The sequence below is a fragment of the Micromonospora rhizosphaerae genome (genome assembly GCF_900091465.1).
Classification (GTDB): domain Bacteria; phylum Actinomycetota; class Actinomycetes; order Mycobacteriales; family Micromonosporaceae; genus Micromonospora; species Micromonospora rhizosphaerae.
In genome coordinates this window covers 5,058,352-5,076,165 of the sequence record NZ_FMHV01000002.1, presented here as the reverse complement: position 1 = coordinate 5,076,165, position 17,814 = coordinate 5,058,352, and the positions used below count along the sequence as shown (strand labels likewise).

General features: G+C 72.6%; 17 protein-coding genes. 4 read left to right on the top strand and 13 right to left on the bottom strand.

Features of this window, described 5'->3' with window-relative positions:
• Window positions 1–140: 140 nt before the first annotated feature.
• Entirely contained in the window at window positions 141–1,247 is a 1,107-nt protein-coding gene (locus GA0070624_RS23890) for a ScyD/ScyE family protein (RefSeq protein ID WP_141715152.1), read from the bottom strand.
• A 60-nt stretch (window positions 1,248–1,307) separates the two neighbouring features.
• Complete coding sequence (locus GA0070624_RS34250; protein WP_141715151.1) at window positions 1,308–1,526, bottom strand: hypothetical protein; 219 nt, start codon at window positions 1,524–1,526, stop codon at window positions 1,308–1,310.
• A 154-nt stretch (window positions 1,527–1,680) separates the two neighbouring features.
• On the opposite strand from GA0070624_RS34250, the gene GA0070624_RS23885 reads away from it, so the two are divergent.
• Window positions 1,681–2,031, top strand: coding sequence for a YciI family protein (locus GA0070624_RS23885; RefSeq protein WP_091344793.1), 351 nt, complete (start codon window positions 1,681–1,683; stop codon window positions 2,029–2,031).
• Between the two features lie 5 nt (window positions 2,032–2,036).
• Window positions 2,037–3,239 (top strand): RNA polymerase sigma factor, encoded by a 1,203-nt coding sequence (locus GA0070624_RS23880; protein ID WP_091349656.1) that lies wholly within the window; start codon window positions 2,037–2,039, stop codon window positions 3,237–3,239.
• Here the strand turns inward: GA0070624_RS23880 and GA0070624_RS23875 are convergent.
• Together GA0070624_RS23875 and GA0070624_RS23870 are read right to left on the bottom strand one after the other, a co-directional pair.
• Window positions 3,227–3,874, bottom strand: coding sequence for a TetR/AcrR family transcriptional regulator (locus GA0070624_RS23875; protein WP_218105272.1), 648 nt, complete (start codon window positions 3,872–3,874; stop codon window positions 3,227–3,229). The two genes, GA0070624_RS23880 and GA0070624_RS23875, sit on opposite strands and share 13 nt — an antisense overlap.
• Complete coding sequence (locus GA0070624_RS23870; protein ID WP_091344791.1) at window positions 3,871–5,085, bottom strand: acyl-CoA dehydrogenase family protein; 1,215 nt, start codon at window positions 5,083–5,085, stop codon at window positions 3,871–3,873. The genes GA0070624_RS23875 and GA0070624_RS23870 overlap by 4 nt, the downstream gene beginning before the upstream one ends.
• Window positions 5,086–5,202: 117 nt before the next feature.
• On the opposite strand from GA0070624_RS23870, the gene GA0070624_RS23865 reads away from it, so the two are divergent.
• Window positions 5,203–5,955 (top strand): SDR family NAD(P)-dependent oxidoreductase, encoded by a 753-nt coding sequence (locus GA0070624_RS23865; protein ID WP_245719182.1) that lies wholly within the window; start codon window positions 5,203–5,205, stop codon window positions 5,953–5,955.
• A 131-nt stretch (window positions 5,956–6,086) separates the two neighbouring features.
• A complete protein-coding gene (locus GA0070624_RS23860) occupies window positions 6,087–7,679 on the top strand; it encodes an FAD-binding oxidoreductase (RefSeq protein WP_091344787.1) in 1,593 nt (530 codons plus the stop codon).
• Between the two features lie 69 nt (window positions 7,680–7,748).
• Here the strand turns inward: GA0070624_RS23860 and pobA are convergent, their stop codons facing one another.
• The 9 genes from pobA to GA0070624_RS23815 all read right to left on the bottom strand — a co-directional run bounded on the left by pobA (window position 7,749) and on the right by GA0070624_RS23815 (window position 17,579).
• Entirely contained in the window at window positions 7,749–8,921 is a 1,173-nt protein-coding gene (pobA, locus tag GA0070624_RS23855; protein ID WP_091344785.1) for a 4-hydroxybenzoate 3-monooxygenase, read from the bottom strand.
• Between the two features lie 104 nt (window positions 8,922–9,025).
• Window positions 9,026–10,222, bottom strand: coding sequence for an MFS transporter (locus tag GA0070624_RS23850; RefSeq protein WP_091344782.1), 1,197 nt, complete (start codon window positions 10,220–10,222; stop codon window positions 9,026–9,028).
• Between the two features lie 2 nt (window positions 10,223–10,224).
• Window positions 10,225–11,055: an IclR family transcriptional regulator gene (locus GA0070624_RS23845; RefSeq protein ID WP_091344780.1), complete on the bottom strand. Its 831-nt coding sequence runs from the start codon at window positions 11,053–11,055 to the stop codon at window positions 10,225–10,227.
• Window positions 11,056–11,078: 23 nt separating this feature from the next.
• Window positions 11,079–12,539 carry a benzaldehyde dehydrogenase gene (locus tag GA0070624_RS23840; RefSeq protein ID WP_091344777.1) on the bottom strand — a complete coding sequence of 487 codons (1,461 nt, stop codon included), beginning with the start codon at window positions 12,537–12,539 and terminating at the stop codon, window positions 11,079–11,081.
• A 28-nt stretch (window positions 12,540–12,567) separates the two neighbouring features.
• Window positions 12,568–14,166, bottom strand: a complete 1,599-nt coding sequence (locus tag GA0070624_RS23835) for a thiamine pyrophosphate-dependent enzyme (RefSeq protein ID WP_091344775.1) — start codon at window positions 14,164–14,166, stop codon at window positions 12,568–12,570.
• The gene (locus GA0070624_RS23830; RefSeq protein WP_245718951.1) at window positions 14,163–14,993 is read right to left on the bottom strand and encodes an ABC transporter ATP-binding protein; all 831 of its coding nucleotides are present in this window, start codon (window positions 14,991–14,993) and stop codon (window positions 14,163–14,165) included. Before GA0070624_RS23830 ends, GA0070624_RS23835 begins: the two co-directional genes overlap by 4 nt.
• Complete coding sequence (locus tag GA0070624_RS23825) at window positions 14,990–15,784, bottom strand: ABC transporter permease (RefSeq protein ID WP_091344771.1); 795 nt, start codon at window positions 15,782–15,784, stop codon at window positions 14,990–14,992. Before GA0070624_RS23825 ends, GA0070624_RS23830 begins: the two co-directional genes overlap by 4 nt.
• Complete coding sequence (locus GA0070624_RS23820) at window positions 15,781–16,617, bottom strand: ABC transporter permease (RefSeq protein ID WP_245718950.1); 837 nt, start codon at window positions 16,615–16,617, stop codon at window positions 15,781–15,783. Before GA0070624_RS23820 ends, GA0070624_RS23825 begins: the two co-directional genes overlap by 4 nt.
• On the bottom strand, window positions 16,614–17,579 hold the full coding sequence (locus GA0070624_RS23815; protein WP_091344770.1) for an ABC transporter substrate-binding protein: 966 nt from the start codon (window positions 17,577–17,579) through the stop codon (window positions 16,614–16,616). Before GA0070624_RS23815 ends, GA0070624_RS23820 begins: the two co-directional genes overlap by 4 nt.
• Window positions 17,580–17,814 lie beyond the last annotated feature (235 nt).

Genomic DNA, 17,814 nt, shown 5'->3' with positions numbered 1-17,814 from the left:
CCACCAGTCGAGCACAGCTACCGAGGAAACGACAACGGCCGGCTCCCGATCTACTTCGGAGCCGGCCGTTGTCGTTCCGGTGCAGGAGAGATTGAACGCGGGCCGCTGGGCGACGAGCCGCGTGGGCGGCCGCGCGGCGGTCAGGGCGTAATGGTCACGACCGACCCGTTCCCGAACACGTCGGTCGTCGCGTACAGCTTCCCGTTTGCCCACTCGACGGCGGCCGGGAACGGCACGTCGGCGAGAGGCTTCGCACCAGCCCCGGAGACGGTGGAGATGCGGCCGCCGAACAGCTCTGCGACATAAATGGTGCCGTCGGGACCGACCGCGAGGTTCGTCGCGCCGAGGAAGCCACTGGCGATCCGGGTGACCGTGCCCGTTGCCAGGTTCACCGAGTAGACCGCGCCGCGGGCGCCGAAGCTCGGGTCCTCCGGGCCGCCGGGGAGGCTCGACACGTAGAGCAGACCGTCCCGACCGAGCTCGACGTCGGTGGGCACGGGTTCGAAGTTGTAGGTCTTTCCGACGGTGCACTCGGGCAGCCCCACGCCGGCAGCCAGCTCGGCGGTGATGACGGATGGTGCGGGCGGCAGCACGGCGACGGTGCTGATTGTGCCGTCGGGTGCGACCCGGACGACGTCGTTGCCTGCCGCGTCAGCGACGACGCGTGACCCGTCGGGCAGGATCGCGACAGAGTACGGGTGCGACTCGACGATCCCGAGATAGGGATCGGCGCCGATTTCCGCGGGCACCTGCGCCGCGCACTCGGGTGTGAGTCCGTGGAAGCCGTAGCTGTTGACCTGGTCCGGGTTGACGGTTGCCTCGTAACTACCGACGTCGGCGACTGGGCGTACCTTTCCGTTCGCTAGGACGCGTTTCACCTGCGCGAACAATCCATCCTCGGTCTCACCGCTGGTCGTGAAGGTCACCGTTCCGCGCCCCTCTGCGGCGACACCCGCAATCTCCGCGCCGGGCGTCGACACGACCTCTGTCGCACCCTTCCACCCCACCGCGGTCAGCTTCCCGGCGAAGGACTGGGAGACGTAGATCGTCCCGTCACTTCCCACGGCCAGCTGCAGCGGCCCGGCCAGTCCGTCGATGATCGGGTCCGACACCGTTGCCGCCGAGGCGGGCGCCGCGCCCGGCAACACCAGCGCCATGGCAACGGCGGTTACCACGGCCACCTGCGAACGTGCTCGTAACATGCGTTGACCCCCCTCCCGGCGCGCGGACGGCGCCGAGTCGCTCACCGAACATAAAATTCGGTGTACGTAGAGCCATCGGTGAAAAGGTCAGGGTCGGAAACCGATCTACTTCCCTCCCCGCCCGCCACAGCCCTCGCCGGTGAGCCGAAGGGTTGGTCCGCCGCGGTCCCCTCGTTGCGACTTGCGGGCCACCTGTCGCAGCAGCAGCGAGACCCTTTGGACGACGACGTTACGCGGGGGCATCGACCACACAGGACGTCCGAGCCCGAAGTAGAGCAGGCCGTAGCGGGCCAGCGCCCAGGACGCGAGCAGGACGGAGAGCACGCCGCCGGTGCTGGCGCCAGCCAGGCCGCCCGCGCGGCGCGGACCCCCAGCCTGCGGGAAAATCCCCGGCCGGCGTGTCGATCCGGGGGCATCCCGTTCGTATGGAGGGTGAAGGGGCCGGCAGTGGGCCGGCCCCCGGGGCGAGGAGGAACGCATGAAGCAGTACCTGATCAGCATGTACCAGCCGGCCGGCCAGGGGATGCCCGACCCGGAGTTCCTGGCCGGGGTGATGCGGGAGATCGACGCCATCCGCCGCGACCTGGTCGAGGCCGGGTCCTGGGTCTTCGGCAACGGGCTGCACGCGCCGGAGACGGCGACGGTGCTGCGGGCCAAGGGGGACGAGGTGCTGGTCACCGACGGGCCCTACATCGAGGGCAAGGAGTACCTCGGCGGCTTCACCATCATCACCGCCCCGGATCTGGACGCCGCCCTGGAGTGGGGCCGCCGGTACGCCCTGGCGACCACCCTGCCGATCGAGGTGCGCCCCTTCCAGGGCGAGGCGTGACCGATCTGACCGACGTCGAACAGGTGTTCCGCGCGGAGTACGGCCGCGCGGTCGCCGTCCTGGTCCGCGTCCTCGGCGACATCGACCTCGCCGAGGAGGCGGTCCAGGACGCCTTCGCCGCGGCGGTCGACCATTGGCCGACCGACGGCCTGCCGCCCAGCCCGGCCGGATGGATCATCACCACCGCCCGGAACCGGGCGATCGACCGGCTGCGCCGCGAGGCGTCCCGGGCCGACCGGCACGCGCAGGCCGCCCTGCTGTACGACCGCGACGCACCGGCCGAGGAGGGACCAGTGCCCGATGACCGGCTCCGCCTGATCTTCACCTGCTGCCACCCGGCGCTGAGCGCCGGCGCCCGGGTCGCGCTGACCCTGCGGCTGCTCGGCGGCCTGAGCACCGCCGAGATCGCCCGCGCCTTCCTCGTGCCGGAGCCGACGATGGCGCAGCGGCTGGTCCGGGCCAAGGCCAAGATCCGGGACGCCGGGATCCCGTACCGGGTGCCGCGCGACGCGGACCTGCCCGACCGCCTCCGGGCGGTGCTGGCCGTGGTCTACCTGGTCTTCAATGAGGGGCACACCGCGAGTTCGGGGGAGCGGCTGGTCCGGGACGAGCTGTGCGCCGAGGCGATTCGGCTGGGCCGGCTGCTGGCCGAGCTCATGCCGGACGAACCGGAGGTGCTCGGGCTGCTCGCGCTGATGCTGCTCACCGAGGCCCGCCGGCCGGCCCGCGTCGCTTCCGACGGCAGCCTGGTGCCGCTGGCTGAACAGGACCGCGGCCGGTGGGACCGCGCGTTGATCGGCGAGGGGCAGGCGCTGGTCCGCCGCTGCCTGCGGCGGGACAGGCCCGGGCCGTACCAGATCCAGGCGGCGATCAACGCCGTGCACAGCGACGCGACCGCCGCCGCCAACACCGACTGGGGTCAGATCGCCCAGCTGTACGACCAGCTCATGGTGCTCGCGCCCAGCCCGGTCGTGGCGCTGAACCGGTCGGTCGCGGTGGCCGAGGTGGACGGAGCGGCGGTAGCGCTGGCCCTGGTCGACGGCCTTGACCTGGCCGGCTACCACGTCTTCCACGCGGTCCGCGCCGACCTGCTGCGCCGGCTCGGCCGTGCGGACGAGGCACGCCTGGCGTACGGCGCGGCGATCGAGCGCACCGACAATGCCGCCGAGCGGGAGTTCCTCCGTCGCCGGCTGGGTCAGGTCCGGTAGGGCGGGCCTGCCGGGGCGCGCAGGCCGCCGACGAACAGCGCGACAAGCTGGTGACCGACCTCCGCGAAGGACAGCGGCCCGCCCGGGCGGAACCAGGTGTGCGTGTTGCCCAGGGCGCTGAGGAAGGTGTGGGTGATGACCGTGGCGGAGACGTCGGTGCGCACCACGCCGCTCTGCTGCCCTTCGCGTACCAGGTCGCAGAAGAGGTCGTGGTAGCGCCGGCGCTCCCGGCGGGTGGCCTCGGCATGCTCGTCGTCTAGCAGGTGCGCCGACTTCGCCCAGACGGTGAGCTCGGCCAGGTGCTCGGCCGTGTGCTCGACGACGTCGAGGGCCGCGGCGTGCAACCGCTCCTCGACCGGCGCGTCGCCGTCGGCGATCTCCCGCAGCCGCTGCGTCTGCTCCGCCAGCAGCTCCCGGTAGATGCTCGTGAGCAGCTCGGACTTCGAGCCGAACCAGTGGTACAGAGCCCCCTTGGTGACCTCCGCCGCGGCCACGATCTCCTGGACGCTGGTCGCTCCGTAGCCGCGCCGGGCGAAGAGTTCGGTGGCGGCCGCGACGATCCGCTGCCGGGCCGAGCCGCGCGCGGCCCGCCGCCGCCCGGCCCCGGCGGTCGGCTCGGTCGCGGCCACGCTCACCGCGACTCCAGCTGGCGGCGGATCTCGCGGCGGGCGACGTCACGCACGTGCACCTCGTCCGGGCCGTCGGCGATGCGGAGCGTACGGGCGCCGGCGTACATCGACGCCAGGGGGAAGTCGTCGGAGACCCCGGCCCCGCCGTGCACCTGGATCGCCCGGTCGAGCACCTCGAGCGCGACCCGCGGCGCCACCACCTTGATGGCGGCGATCTCGGTGCGGGCGGCCTTGGCGCCGTACCTGTCGATCATCCAGGCCGCCTTGAGCGTCAGCAGCCGGGCCTGCTCGATCGCGATCCGCGACTCGGCGATCTGCTGCTGCACCACGCCCTGGCGGGCCAGTTCCTGGCCGAAGGCGACCCGCGATGCCGCCCTGCGCACCATCAGGCTCAGCGCCCGCTCGGCCAGCCCGATCGAGCGCATGCAGTGGTGGATGCGGCCGGGACCGAGCCGGGCCTGGGCGAGGGCGAAGCCGCTGCCCTCTTCGCCGAGCAGGTGGGAGGCCGGCACGCGGACGTCGGAGAAGACCACCTCGCCGTGGCCGTGCTGGTCGTGGTAGCCGAAGACCGGCAGCGAGCGGAGCACCTGGACGCCGGGGGTGTCCACCGGTACCAGGATCATCGACTGCTGCCGGTGGGTGTCGGCCGACGGGTCGGTCTTGCCCATCACAATCATGATCTTGCAGCGCGGGTCGGCGATGCCGGTGGTCCACCACTTGCGGCCGTTGATGACGTACGAGTCGCCGCCGCGCTCGATGCGGGTGGAGATGTTGGTGGCGTCGCTCGAGGCGACGTCCGGCTCGGTCATCGCGAAGGCCGACCGGATCTCCCCGTCGAGCAGCGGACGCAGCCAGCGCTCCTGCTGCTCGGCGGTGCCGAACATGTGCAGGATCTCCATGTTGCCGGTGTCCGGCGCCGCGCAGTTGGTGGCTTCCGGAGCGAGTTCGATGGAGTGGCCCATCAGCTCGGCCAGCGGGGCGTACTCCAGGTTGGTCAGCCCGGAGACGTCGGGCAGGAACAGGTTCCACAGCCCCCGGCGGCGGGCCTCGGCCTTGAGCTCCTCGACGACGGGGGGCAGGTGGTGGCGCTTGCCGGAGGCCGCCAGCTCGGCGCGCTGCGCCGCGTACACCGGCTCGGCCGGGTAGACGTGGTCGTCCATGAACTCCTGCAGCCGGTGCAGGTACTCGGCGCCCCGGGCGCTCGGTTCGAAGTCCACTGCTTCCTCCCCATTGACGCGCATGCGACCGGCTGGTTAGCGTCGCCCGAACATACCGTCCGGTCGGTTTGCCGTCCAGGCCTGCCACAGTGAATGCGAGGAGCCCAGGTGAGTGTGATGGACCGGTTCCGCCTCGACGGGAAGGTCGCCGTCGTGACGGGCGCCTCCTCCGGCCTCGGCGTCTCCTTCGCCCGGGCGCTCGCCGAGGCCGGCGCCGACGTGGTGCTCGGCGCCCGCCGAGCGGAGCGGCTGCCGGAGACCGGCGCGCTGGTCGAGGCGGCCGGACGCCGCTACGTGGCCCGGGCCACCGACGTCAGCAAACCCGAGGACTGCGAGGCGCTCATCGCCACGGCGATCGACACGTTCGGCCGGGTGGACGTGCTGGTCAACAACGCCGGCGTCGGCACGGCCGTCCCCGCCACCCGGGAGACGCCGGAGCAGTTCCGGTCCGTGATCGACGTGAACCTCATGGGCAGCTACTGGATGGCCCAGGCGTTCGCTCGCGCCGCGACCGACGGTGGCGCGATCGTCAACATCTCCAGCGTCATCGGCCTGCGCCCGGCGAACATCCCACAGGCGGCGTACGCGTCGAGCAAGGCCGGCATCATCGGGCTGACCCGCGACCTGGCCGCGCAGTGGACCGGCCGCAAGGGCATCCGGGTCAACTGCATCGCCCCCGGCTTCTTCCAGTCCGAGATGAGCGACCAGCTTCAGCCGGCGACGTTCGAGATGGTCAAGCAGGTGGCCCCGGCCGGCCGCCTCGGCGAGCACGAGGAACTCGCCGCCACGCTGATCTGGCTGGCCAGCGACGCCTCCTCGTACGTCACCGGAGTGACCGTCCCCGTCGACGGCGGCCTCGTCATGCCGTGACCACTCACCTCTGACGGTCCGGCAAACGCCGGAAGCTCAGGCGCGCAGGCGGTTGTCGACCTGGGTCACTCGCTCTACGCTCAGTCCGTGTTGGACGGTCGGAGCGTACCGCCACCAGCCAGGTGCGATCTGTGAGCCGGCCCCGCTCCTGGTGGGGCTGGGGGTGGGCGGACCGGGCCCTCGACGCCGAGGCGAGCCGGCGGTTGGCTGCCCGCGTCGCCGCCTTCGGACTCCCGTTGGACGGAACGCTGGCGCGCGTGCCGGACCCGGCCGGCCTCGGGCTCCCCGAACCGCGGCTCACCCCGCCGGCGAGCCTCGCCGAACTCTGCCGGACCGACCCGCTCACCCGGGCCGCCCACACCCACGGCAAGGCCTACCGCGACGTGGTGCGAAACCTGCGCGGCGAGCTGGACCACGCGCCGGACCTGGTGGCGTACCCGCGTTCCGAGGCCGACCTGGTCGCGCTGCTGGACTGGGCCGTGGCCGACGACGTGGCGGTGGTGCCCTATGGCGGCGGGACCAGCGTGGTGGGCGGGGTGGAGTGCCGGGACCGGTCGCGGCCGGTGCTCAGCATCGACCTGACCGGACTCTCCGGTGTGGTGGAGGTCGACGAGATCAGCAGGGCTGCGCGCATTCGCGCCGGCACGCTCGGCCCCGAGCTGGAGGACCAGCTGCGCCCGTCCGGACTCACGCTGCGCCACTTTCCGCAGAGCTTCGAGTTCTCCACCCTCGGCGGGTGGCTGGCCACCCGAGCCGGTGGACACTTCGCCACCGGCCACACCCACATCGAGGACCTGGTGGCGGCGGTACGGGTCGTGACCCCGGCCGGCGTCGCCGGGTCACTGCGGGTGCCGGGCAGCGGGGCCGGCCCGTCACCCGACCGGCTCTGGCTCGGCTCGGAGGGCACGCTCGGTGTGATCACCGAAGCCTGGGTCCGGGTGCAGTCACGCCCGCGGTTCCGCGCCGCCGCCGCGGTCCGCTTCGAGGAGTACGCCGATGCGGTCGCGGCGACGCGCGACGTGGTGCAATCCGGACTGCAGCCGGCCAACTGCCGGCTGCTCGACCGGCTGGAGTCGATGCTGGGTGCCGGTGTGAGAGACGGCTCCTGCCGCTTGCTGCTCGGGTTCGAGTCGGCCGACCACCCGGTCGACTCGGCGCTGAACCGGGCGGTGCAGCTTTGTCGTGCCCGTGGCGGCCACCCGGATGCTCCGACCCGCGAGAAGGAGATGCGCGCTGACGCGCCGGATGCGGTCGCCGAATGGCGGGACACATTCGTCTCCGCGCCGTACCTGCGGGACGCGCTGGCCCGGCTCGGTGCCGTGGTGGAGACCTTCGAAACGGCCTGCACCTGGGCGGGGTTCGACGCGCTGCACGCCGCGGTGATCGACGCGGTCGCTCACGCCGGCATCGCCATCAACGGCTCGCCGGCGCTGGTCACCTGTCGGTTCACCCACGTGTACCCGGACGGGCCGGCTCCCTACTTCACCGTGTACGCCGCGGGACGGAGGGGCGCCGAGGTGGCGATCTGGGACCAGATCAAGGTTGCGGCCAGCGAGGCGATCGTGGCGAACGGTGGGACGATCACCCACCACCACGCGGTCGGGCGCGATCACCGCCCCTGGTACGACCGCCAGCGTCCGGACCCGTTCGCCCTCGCACTGCGCGCCACGAAGCGGGCCCTCGACCCGGCCGGCGTGCTCAACCCCGGTGTCCTTGTCGACTGAGGATCGCCCGGGCTCGACACTCTTCTTGTCGCTCGCTGTTGCCGGCCTGCGCTGATCCGCGCCCCGCGGTCACACCTCGGGCAGGCCGACGTAGTTCTCCGCCAGGCTGGTCGCGTACGCGCGGGAGGTTGCCACGTAGCGCAGCGTCGAGGACTGCAGCTTCGCCTCGTACGCGTCCTGGCCGTCCAGCCGGTGCAGCATCGACGTCATCCACCAGGAGAAGTGCTGCGCCCGCCAGACCCGGCGCAGGGCGGTCCGCGAGTAGTTCTCCAGCAGGTCGGTCCGCCCCTCGCCGTACCAGGCGGCGAACGCGTCCCCGAGCAGCGCCACGTCGGCGAGCGCGAGGTTCATGCCCTTCGCCCCGGTGGGCGGGACGATGTGGACGGCGTCCCCGGCGAGGTACAGCCGCTCCCACTGCATCGGCTCGACCACGAAGCTGCGCATCGGGGTGATCCCCTTCTCCAGGATCGGCCCCTCGTTGAGCGACCAGCCGGGCACCGTCTCCAGCCGGGCCCGCAGCTCCGCCCAGATCCGCTCGTCCGGCCACGCGGCGATGTCCTCGTCGGGAGCGACCTGCAGATACAGCCGGGAGATCTCCGGCGAGCGCAGGCTGTAGAGGGCGAAGCCGCGCTCGTGGTTGGCGTAGATCAGCTCGTCCACCGCGGGCGGCGCGGCGGCGAGGATGCCCAGCCAGGCGAACGGATAGGTCCGCTCGTAGGTGGTCAGCAGGCCGTCGGGCACCGCCGCCCGGCTCACCCCGTGGAAGCCGTCGCAGCCGGCCACGAAGTCGCAGTGCAGCTCCTCCTCCCGGCCGTCCCGGCGGAACCGGATGACCGGGGAATCCGAGTCGAGGCCGTCGAGGCGTACGTCGTCGACATTGAAGAGGATCTCGCCACCGGCCGCGAGCCGGGCCGCGATCAGGTCCTTGACCACCTCCTGCTGCCCGTAGACGGTGATCGCCCGCCCGGTCAGCTCGGTCAACGGCACCCGGTGCGACTCGCCGTCGAAGCGCAGCTCGATGCCTTCGTGCCGCATCCCCGCGCGGTCGAGCCGGTCGGCGAGTCCGGCGCGGCGGAGCAGGTCCACCGAGCCCTGTTCGAGGACCCCGGCACGGACCCGCTGCTCCACGTACTCCCGGCTGCGGCACTCGAGCACCACGGACTCGATGCCGTGCAGGTGCAGCAGGTGCGACAGCATGAGCCCCGCGGGTCCCGCGCCGACGATGCCGACCTGGGTACGCATCCGTGCCTCCTCGTTCTCCGTGTCGCCGCCGAAGCGCGGCCCTGTCAGCCTGCCGGATCGGGCGGCGCGGCGCCGCTACCGGTTTCCGTCCAGCGGAAGCCGGCTCAGACCTGGCGGTCCCGCCCGGCGCCGAGCGCGGCCGCGGCCATCACCGTGACCGCGACGCAGAGGGCGACGAGCGGTGCGGTCCAGTCGTCCGACACGTCGTGCAACAGGCCGACCAGCACCGGTCCGGTCGAGCCCAGCAGGTAGCCGACCGACTGCACGGTGCCGGAGAGGTCCCGGGCCGACTCCGGCGTACGGGCCCGGATCACCAGCAGCGCCAGCGCGAGGCCGATCCCGGCGCCCTGCGCCAGCCCGGTCAGCGTGGCCCAGAGCAGGTACAGCGCGGGCGCGACGAGCAGTCCGAGCAGTCCCACCCCCCAGGTCGCGCAGACCAGCAGGCCGAGGCCGCGCTGGTCGCGTCGGCGGGCCGCCAGGGCGGGCGCCGCCACGGCGGTGGCGATGCCGAGCAGGTTGAACAGGGCGAGCGCCCAGCCGGCGCCGGCGGCGGAGACGCCCGCGTCCCGCAGCAGCGTGGGCAGCCAGGCCAGAATCGCGTAGTAGGTCAGCGACTGCATCCCCATGAACCCGGCGAGCTGCCAGGTGACCGGCGAGCGCAGGACGGCGGCCCCGCCCAGCCGGACCACGGGGGCGACGTGCCGGCGCCGCAGCTGGGGGAGCCAGGCGATCGCCGCGACGGCGGCAAGTCCGCCCACCAGGAGCAGGGCACCCCGCCAGCCGAGCCCGATGTGCGCCAGCGGGGCGGTGACCGCCGCGGCGAGGGCGGCACCCCCGGTCAGCGCAGCCGTGGTCAGGGCGGTCACCGGACCCTGCCGGTCGGAGAAGTCCTGCTTGACGATGCTGGGCACCAGCACGTTGCCGACGGTGATTCCGGCGCCCACCACCACCGTGCCGGCGACCAGCCACCAGAGACCCGGCGCGGTGCGGACCAGGCTGCCGGCCACGATGCCGAGCATCGCCAGCAGCAGGGCCGCCTCGATGCCGATCCGGCGTCCGAGCAGCGCCGCGAAGGGTGACAGCAGCCCGAAGCAGAGCACCGGCAGCGTGGTGAGCAGCCCCGCCGTGCCGCTGGACAGGCCGAGGTCTGCTCGGACGTCCGGCAGCAGCGGGGCGAGCCCGGCGATCGCCGCGCGCAGGTTGAGCGCCAGCAGGACGACGCCGAGCAGGGCCAGCGGTCCGGCCGCCCGGCGGCCGCGGCCGCCGGTCTTCGGGGACTGGGCAGTCCGTTCGTGCGTCATGGTCAGGCGCTCGCCCGGTGCGCCGGCGGGCGGTGGGGCGCGACGCCGTGCCGCAGACCCGGGTACGGGTCCTCGGCGGTCGTCGTGAGCCGGGCGGCCACCTGGTCGGCCACGCCGCGCAGCGCGGGCACCAGTCGCTCCAGGTGCGCGCCGAGACTGTGCACGACGACCCCGATGGAGGCCACGGCGGTGCCCTCGGTGTCCAGGACGGGCACGGCCACCGAGCACGACCCGAGCGTCATCTCCTCGCTCGTGGCCGCCCACCCGTGCCGGCGCACGGTGGCCAGCTCGCGGGCCAGCCGGCCCGGTTCGGTGATGGTGTACGAGGTGCAGCGGGGCAGCGGCCCGCGCAGAAACGCGGCGATGTAGGCGGCGGAGGCGAAGGCGAGCAGCGCCTTGCCGACGCCGGTGGCGTGCAGCGGCAGCCGCCCGCCGACCCGCGAGATGATCGGCACCGCGCGGTGCCCGGTGACCTTCTCGACGTAGAGCGCCTCGTCGCCGTCGCGGACGGCGAGGTGCACGTTCTCCCGCACCGCGGAGTGCAGGTCCTGCAGGTACGGCAGTGCCACCTCCCGCAGCCGGGCGTGCAGCGGCGAGAGCAGGCCGACCTCCCACAGTCGTACGCCGACGGTGTAACCGCCGTCGGGACCGCGGGACAGGGCCCGCCAGGCGACGAGCTCGCCGACCAGCCGGTGGGCCGTGGCCAGCGGCAGGCCGGTCCGCCGGGCGATGTCGGTCAGCGTCAGAGTCGGGTGGTCGACGTCGAACGCGCCGAGGATGGCGAGCACCCGCGAGGTCACCGAGGTGCGCGGGTCGCGGATGCCGCCAGCCACGGTCGTCTCCTTCTGTCGTCGGCTCAGAACGGGTACCGGGCGATGGTCCCCTGCATGGTCAGCCACTGGGTCTCGGTGAACGCCTCCACGTTCGCCGCCGGACCGCCGAACCGGGAGCCGGTGCCGGACGCGCCGACGCCGCCGAACGGGGCCACCGCCTCGTCGCTGACCGTCTGGTCGTTGATGTGCACGATGCCGCTGGGGATCCGGTCGGCGAGCGCCATCGCCTTCATCACGTCCCGGCTCAGGATGCCCAGCGACAGCCCGTACTCGGTGTCCCGGGCGAGCGCCGCGGCCTCGTCCAGGTCGCGGAACGCGATCACGGGCGCGACCGGGCCGAAGACCTCCTGGGCGTACGCGGGGGTGGTGGGGGTGACGTCGGCGAGCACCGTGGGGCGGTAGAAGAGCCCCTCGTACGTGCCGCCGGCCGCCAGCCGCGCGCCCGCGTCCACACTGGCGGTGACCAGCGAGTGGATCTTGTCGCGCTGGCGCTCGTCGATGATCGGCCCGAGCGCCACCTGCTCCTTGGCCGGGTCACCGACCGGCAGGTGGTCCGCCTTCTCGGCCAGCTTCTCGACGTACCGCTCGGCGAGGCTCTCGTGCACCAGGTGACGGCCGGTGGTCATGCAGATCTGGCCCTGGTGCAGGAACGAGCCCCAGGCGCCGGCGGAGGCCGCGAGGTCCAGGTCGGCGTCGTCGAGCACGATCAGCGCCGAGTTGCCGCCGAGCTCCAGGTGCGCCCGCTTGAGGTGGCGGGCGGCGGCCTCGCCGACCTTCCGGCCGGCGGCCGTCGAGCCGGTGAAGCTGATGACCCGTACGTGCGGGTCGGCCACCAGCGCCTCGCCGGCCTCCACGCCACCGGGCAGGACGTGCAGCAGCCCCTCGGGCAGCCCCGCCTCCTCGAAGATCCGGGCAATGGCCAGCCCGCCGGCGATCGCCGTACGCGGGTCGGGCTTGAGCACCACGGCGTTGCCCAGGGCCAGGGCCGGCGCGACCGAGCGGATCGCCAGGATGAGCGGGAAGTTGAACGGCGCGATGACGCCGACCACGCCGACCGGCAGCCGGCGGGCGAGGCTGAGGCGCGGCTGGCCGCTCGGGATGATCTCGCCGAGCGGGTGCGAGGCGAGCGCGGCGGCCTCGTAGCACTCCTGCGCGGCCGTGTCCGTCTCCACGCCCGCCTTCGGCGGGATCGAGCCGGCCTCCCGTACCAGCCAGTCACCGACGTCGGCCGCGTGCTGCTCCCACAGCTGACCGGCGCGGCGCAGCACCGCGGCGCGCTCGAGGTAGCTCGCGGCGGCCCAGCCGCGCTGCGCCTCGGCGGCCCGCGCGCAGGCCCGGGCCACGTCGTCGGCGTTCGCCACGCCGACCTGGGAGATCTCCTCGCGGGTGGCGGGGGAGAGGACGGGGCGGGTGCCGCCCGCGGCCTCGACCCAGCCATCGCTGTAGACCATGCCGTGCCACGTCGCGGTGTCGAGCAGAGTCATCGTGGTCCTCCTTGGGGCGGTACGAAGGTCAGGGTTGGAAGTGCTGTTCGGTGACGACCGGCACGTCGAGCAGCAGCGGCTCGGTGCGGTCGGCCAGCGTCGGGACGACCTCGTCGAGGACGGCGAGCAGCTCCTGGTGGCTGGTCACCCGGCGGGCCGGGCAGCCGAGTGCGGTGGCCAGCCCGTGCACGTCGACGTCCTCGAACGCCGGCCACGGGGCCTTGCCGCCGACCTTGTCGGCGAGCCGGTCCATGATCGCGTAGCGGCCGTTGGAGAGGATCACGAAGAGCGCGCCGCAGCCGTACCGGGCGGCGCTCCACAGTCCCTGGATGCCGTAGAGCGACGAGCCGTCGCCGAGGACGGCCACGACCGGCCGGCTCGGGTCACCCATCCGCAGCCCGGCCGCGGCCGGCAGCCCGAAGCCGAGGCCGCCCATGGCCGCGCTGACGAAGCCGCGTGGCTCCCGGGCCGGCAGCAGCCGGTGCAGGTCCGGCCGGGTCGACGGGGTCTCCTCGACCAGCACGACGTCGCGGGGCAGCCGCTCGGCGAGCGCGGCGAAGACGTGCACCGCCCGGATCGGCTCCCCGGGAGCCGGCGGTTCGACCGTCTCGGTGCGCCGCGCCGGCACCTCGGCCCGCCGGGGTGAGACCCGTTCGGTCACCGTAGCGCAGAGCGCCGCCGGGTCGGCGAGCACGGCGAGGTCGGCTCGGCTGTGGTGCAGCTCGTCGGGGTCGGCGGAGACCACCGCCACGGTCAGCCCGTCGGGCACCAGCGGGCCCGGCTCGTACGGGTACTGCCGGAAGGCGCCGGTGCCGACGACCAGCGCGACGTCGTGCCCGTCGAGCACGGACCGCAGCCGGGACCGGCCGGCGGGCAGGTGCCCGGCGAAGCGCGGGTGGTCCTGGGGGAAGCCGGCCCGGGCGCCGAACGCCTCCTGCCACACCGGCGCGCCGATCCGCTCCACCAGCGACACCAGCGCATCCCAGGTACGGCGGTCGTCGGCGCCGGCGCCGACGACGACCACCGGGTTCGATGCGCCGTCGAGCAGGCGGGCCACCCGGTCGGCGGCGGGCCCCGGCGCCGAACCGGCGCGCAGCACGGTCGTCGGCGCGGCCAGCCCGAGCGCCGGGTCGACCTGCGCCGACCAGTCGTCCATCGGGACGACCACGATGGCCGGCCCCCGGTGCTGGACGGCCTCGTGCCACGCGCGCCGCACCGCCGCCGGGACGTCCTGCGGCAGCACCGGCTGGTTGACCCAGACCGGGTACGGCCCGGCCAGCCCGTCCAACTGCCCGGCGAGGAACGGCTCCAGCGCCAGGTGCCGGCGGTCCTGCTGGCCGACCACCACGACCAGCGGCGCGCGGTTGACCCGGGCGGTGGCGAGCGCGCCCACGGCGTTGCCGAGTCCCGCGGTGGTGTGCAGGTTGACGAACGCCGGCCGGCCGGTCGCGATGGCGTGCCCGGTGGCCATCCCGACCACCGACCCCTCGTGCAGGGCGAGGACGAACTCCAGGTCGTCCGGGAGGTCGGCGAGGAAGGCCACCTCGGTGGAGCCTGGATTCGCGAAGATCCGGTGCATCCCGCACTGTCGGAGGATGTCGAGGGTCGCCTCGCGGACCGTCGTCACGCGGCGGCCTTGTGCTTCTTCGCCCGCTGGATCTGCTCGAACACGTGCCCCCGCAACTCGGCGAAGCGGCTCGACGAGCGGGTGGTGAGCTGGTCGCGCTCGTCCGGCAGGTCGACGGTGACGTCGTCCAGCACCACCGTCGGCGAGCTGGAGAGCACCAGCACCCGCTGTCCGAGGTAGACCGCCTCGTCGATGTCGTGGGTGACGAAGAGGGTGGTCACCCCGAGCCGGTGCCACAGCGACCGGACCAGGTCCTCCAGGTCGGCCCGGGTCTGTGCGTCCACCGCGGCGAACGGCTCGTCCATCAGCAGGATGTGCGGCTCGTAGGCGATCGCCCGGGCGATGGCGACCCGCTGCTGCATGCCGCCGGAGAGCTGCCAGGGGTACGCCGACTGCACGTCGGCGAGGCCGACCGCGTCCAGCGCCGTGTGGATCAGCTCCTCCCGGCGCGCCTTCGGCAGCTTCTTCTGCTTGAGCGGCAGCTCCACGTTCTTCCGGACGGTCATCCACGGGAACAGGCTGCGGCCGTACTCCTGGAACACCACGGCCATGCCCGGCGGCGGGCCGTTGACCGCCCTGCCTTCGAGCACCACCTCGCCCGAGGTCGGCGCGAGCAGGCCGGCGATGCACTTGAGCAGCGTGGTCTTGCCGGCGCCCGAGGGGCCGACCACGCAGACGAGGTCACCCTTGCCGACGGCGAAGGTCAGGTCACGGACCGCCTCGACCGAACGGCCGTGCCCCTCGTACACCTTGCGCACGCCGCGGACGTCGAGCAGCACCTCGGTGCCGGTACGCGACTGGGTCTGGGTCTGGGTCATGGAACTCATCGACTCCCACCTCGCTGCGCCTGGCGCAGCCCGAAATACCACTTGAGGACCCGCTGCTCGAACAGCCGCATCAGCAGGGCGAGCAGGAACCCGAGAACACCCAGCAGCAGGATGCCGGTCCACATCTCCGTGACCGCGAAGGTCCGCTGGAACTGGATGATGCTGAAGCCCAGCCCGTTGCTGGCGGCGAACATCTCGCTGATCACCATGAGGATGATCCCCACGGAGAGGCCCTGGCGCATGCCGGTGACGATCTGCGGGCTGGCCGAGCGCAGGACCAGATGCCAGAGCCGGGCCGGCCCCCGTACGCCGTAGCAGCGGGAGGTCTCCACCAGCACCTCGTCCACGGCGCGGACGCCCTCGACGGTGTTGAGCAGGATCGGCCAGAGGCAGCCGGAGACGATCACCAGCACCTTCATGGCGTCGCCGATGCCGGCGAAGAGCATCAGCACCGGCACCAGCACCGGTGGCGGGATCGCGCGCAGGAACTCCAGCACCGGTTCGCAGAACGCGCGGACCCGGCGGAACGAACCGATCGCGGTACCGAGCGACACCCCGAGCAGAACGGCCAGCAGGAAGCCGCCGAGCAGCCGGAGCACGCTGGGCAGCACGTCGACGCTCAGCCGGTCGGAGAAGAGCCAGACGTCGTCGACGTTGGCGAGGATGTCCGCCAACGGCGGCAGGTAGTAGCTCTCGCTGTCGGCGGAGAGGACCCACCAGAGGGCGAGCAACGCGGCCGGCAGCGCGAGCGCCGCCACGGTCGAGCGGGTGATCCGGCGGACGAGACTCATGCCGCCACCTCCCGGCGCAGCGACGGGTGCCAGGACAGCAGCCACCGCTCCAGCCGTCGGGCGAGGACGTTGACCGCCACGCCGAGCAGGCCGGTGACGATGACCAGCGCGTACATCCGGGGGATGGCACCGCCGGACTGGGCGACGCCGATCTCGTTGCCCAGCCCCGGCGCGCCGATGATGAGCTCCGCGGTGATGGCGAGGATCAGCGCCACGGCCGCGGCGAGCCGGACGCCGGTGAGGACGTACGGCAGGGCGGTCGGCCACGTCACGTGCCGCATCCGGGCCCAGCGGTCCAGGCCGAAGGTGCGCGCGGTCTCCTGGGCGACGGGATCGACGTCCTGCACGCCGTAGAGCACCTGGACCAGGACCTGCCAGAACGAGGCGTAGACGACCAGCAGCAGGACCGACCGCAGGTCGGTGCCGAAGACCAGGACGGCCAGCGGAATGAGGGCGACCGACGGGATGGGGCGGAGGAACTCGATGGTCGAGGCGGTGAATTCGCGCAGGACGGGGACCGTTCCGATGACGAAACCGACGGCGATGCCGAGCACCACCGCGATGACGAGGCCGAGGAACCAGCCACGCACGGTGTCACCGAGTGCGGTCCAGAAGCTGGCCTCGCCGACGAGTTCCGCCAGGGCCACGCCGATCCGGCTGGCTGGCGGCAGGTAGTCCGGCGAGACGAGGCCGATGCGTGGCACGACCTCCAGCAGGGCGACGAAGGTGGCGAACCCGAGGACGCCGAGCAGCGCGCTGCCCCCGAGCAGCCGACCGGCCGCGCCGGCCCGGGACTTCCGGGCCGGCGCGGCGAGCGTGGTCGTGGACGTCACGGGAGCAGCTCCGAGACGTCGACCTTCTGCTTGATCAGGCCGTCGGTGAGCATCAGGTCGGCCATCGTCTGGACCGATTCCCTGTTGATCTGGCCTGACCAGCTCGGGAGCGTGATCTTCTCGGTGACCGTCGGGTCGATCTTCGTGTACTTCAGCAGCACCGCGCGCGCCTCCGCCGGGTGCTCCTGTGCGTACTTCAGGGACTTCTCGATGGCCGCGGTGAAGCGCTTCACCAGGTCCGGGTTCTGCTTGATGTTCTTCTCGGTGGTGAAGTACGCCGAGATGGTGAGGTTCGGCGCGGTGTCGACGAAGTTGGACGCGATCACCCGGGCGCCCTGGTTCTGCGCCACGGTGAAGAACGGCTCGACGATCCAGGCGGCGTCGACCCGCTTGGCGGCGACGGCGGCCGGCATGTCCGGGAAGGCCAACTCGACGAACTTCACGTTGGTCGGGTCGCCGCCGGCCTTGCGGATGGACGCGCGGACCGTGGTGTCGCCGATGTTCTTCAGGTTGTTGACCGCGACGGTCTTGCCGGAGAGCTCGGCCGCGCTCTTGATCGGGCTGTCCTTCGGCACGACGACGCCGCCGAAGTCCTTGCCCTGCTGGCCGGTCGAGGAGTTGCCCTCGGCGATCGCCTTGAGCGGCAGGTTGTTGGAACGGGCGACGATGAGCGACACCAGGTTGCCGAAGGCGAAGTCGAACTCCCCGCTGACCACGCCCGGCACGGCGGCCGCGCCGCCGGTCGTGTTGACCACCTCGACGTCGATGCCCTGTTCGGCGAAGAAGCCCTTCTCCTTGCCGAGGTGCAGGGGTGCCACGTCCACGATCGGGATGGCCCCGACCTTGACCTTGGCAGTGCCTCCGGCCTTCTCGCCGGAACCGCCGGCATCGGAGGAACCGCATGCGGCGGTGACCGTGAGCACTGCTACGGCGGCTATGGCACTGGTGATGAAACGGCGCATGAAGGTTAACTCCCGCGTCCGGCGGTCCCTGGGGACCGGGGGTGGTGGGCCCGGTGAAAGGGGAGCCCGGGTATGTTCGCTAGCCGAACGGCTGTTCTCATCTAGAACGTTGGCACGTGGCGCGGCTCACGTCAACGGGTCGCCGCAACATTTCTGCAACGAGGAACGACGCCGGCGATCGCGCTGGTCCGGGCGCGTTGACGGATCACCGTGCGGGGCATTACGTTCGACATGA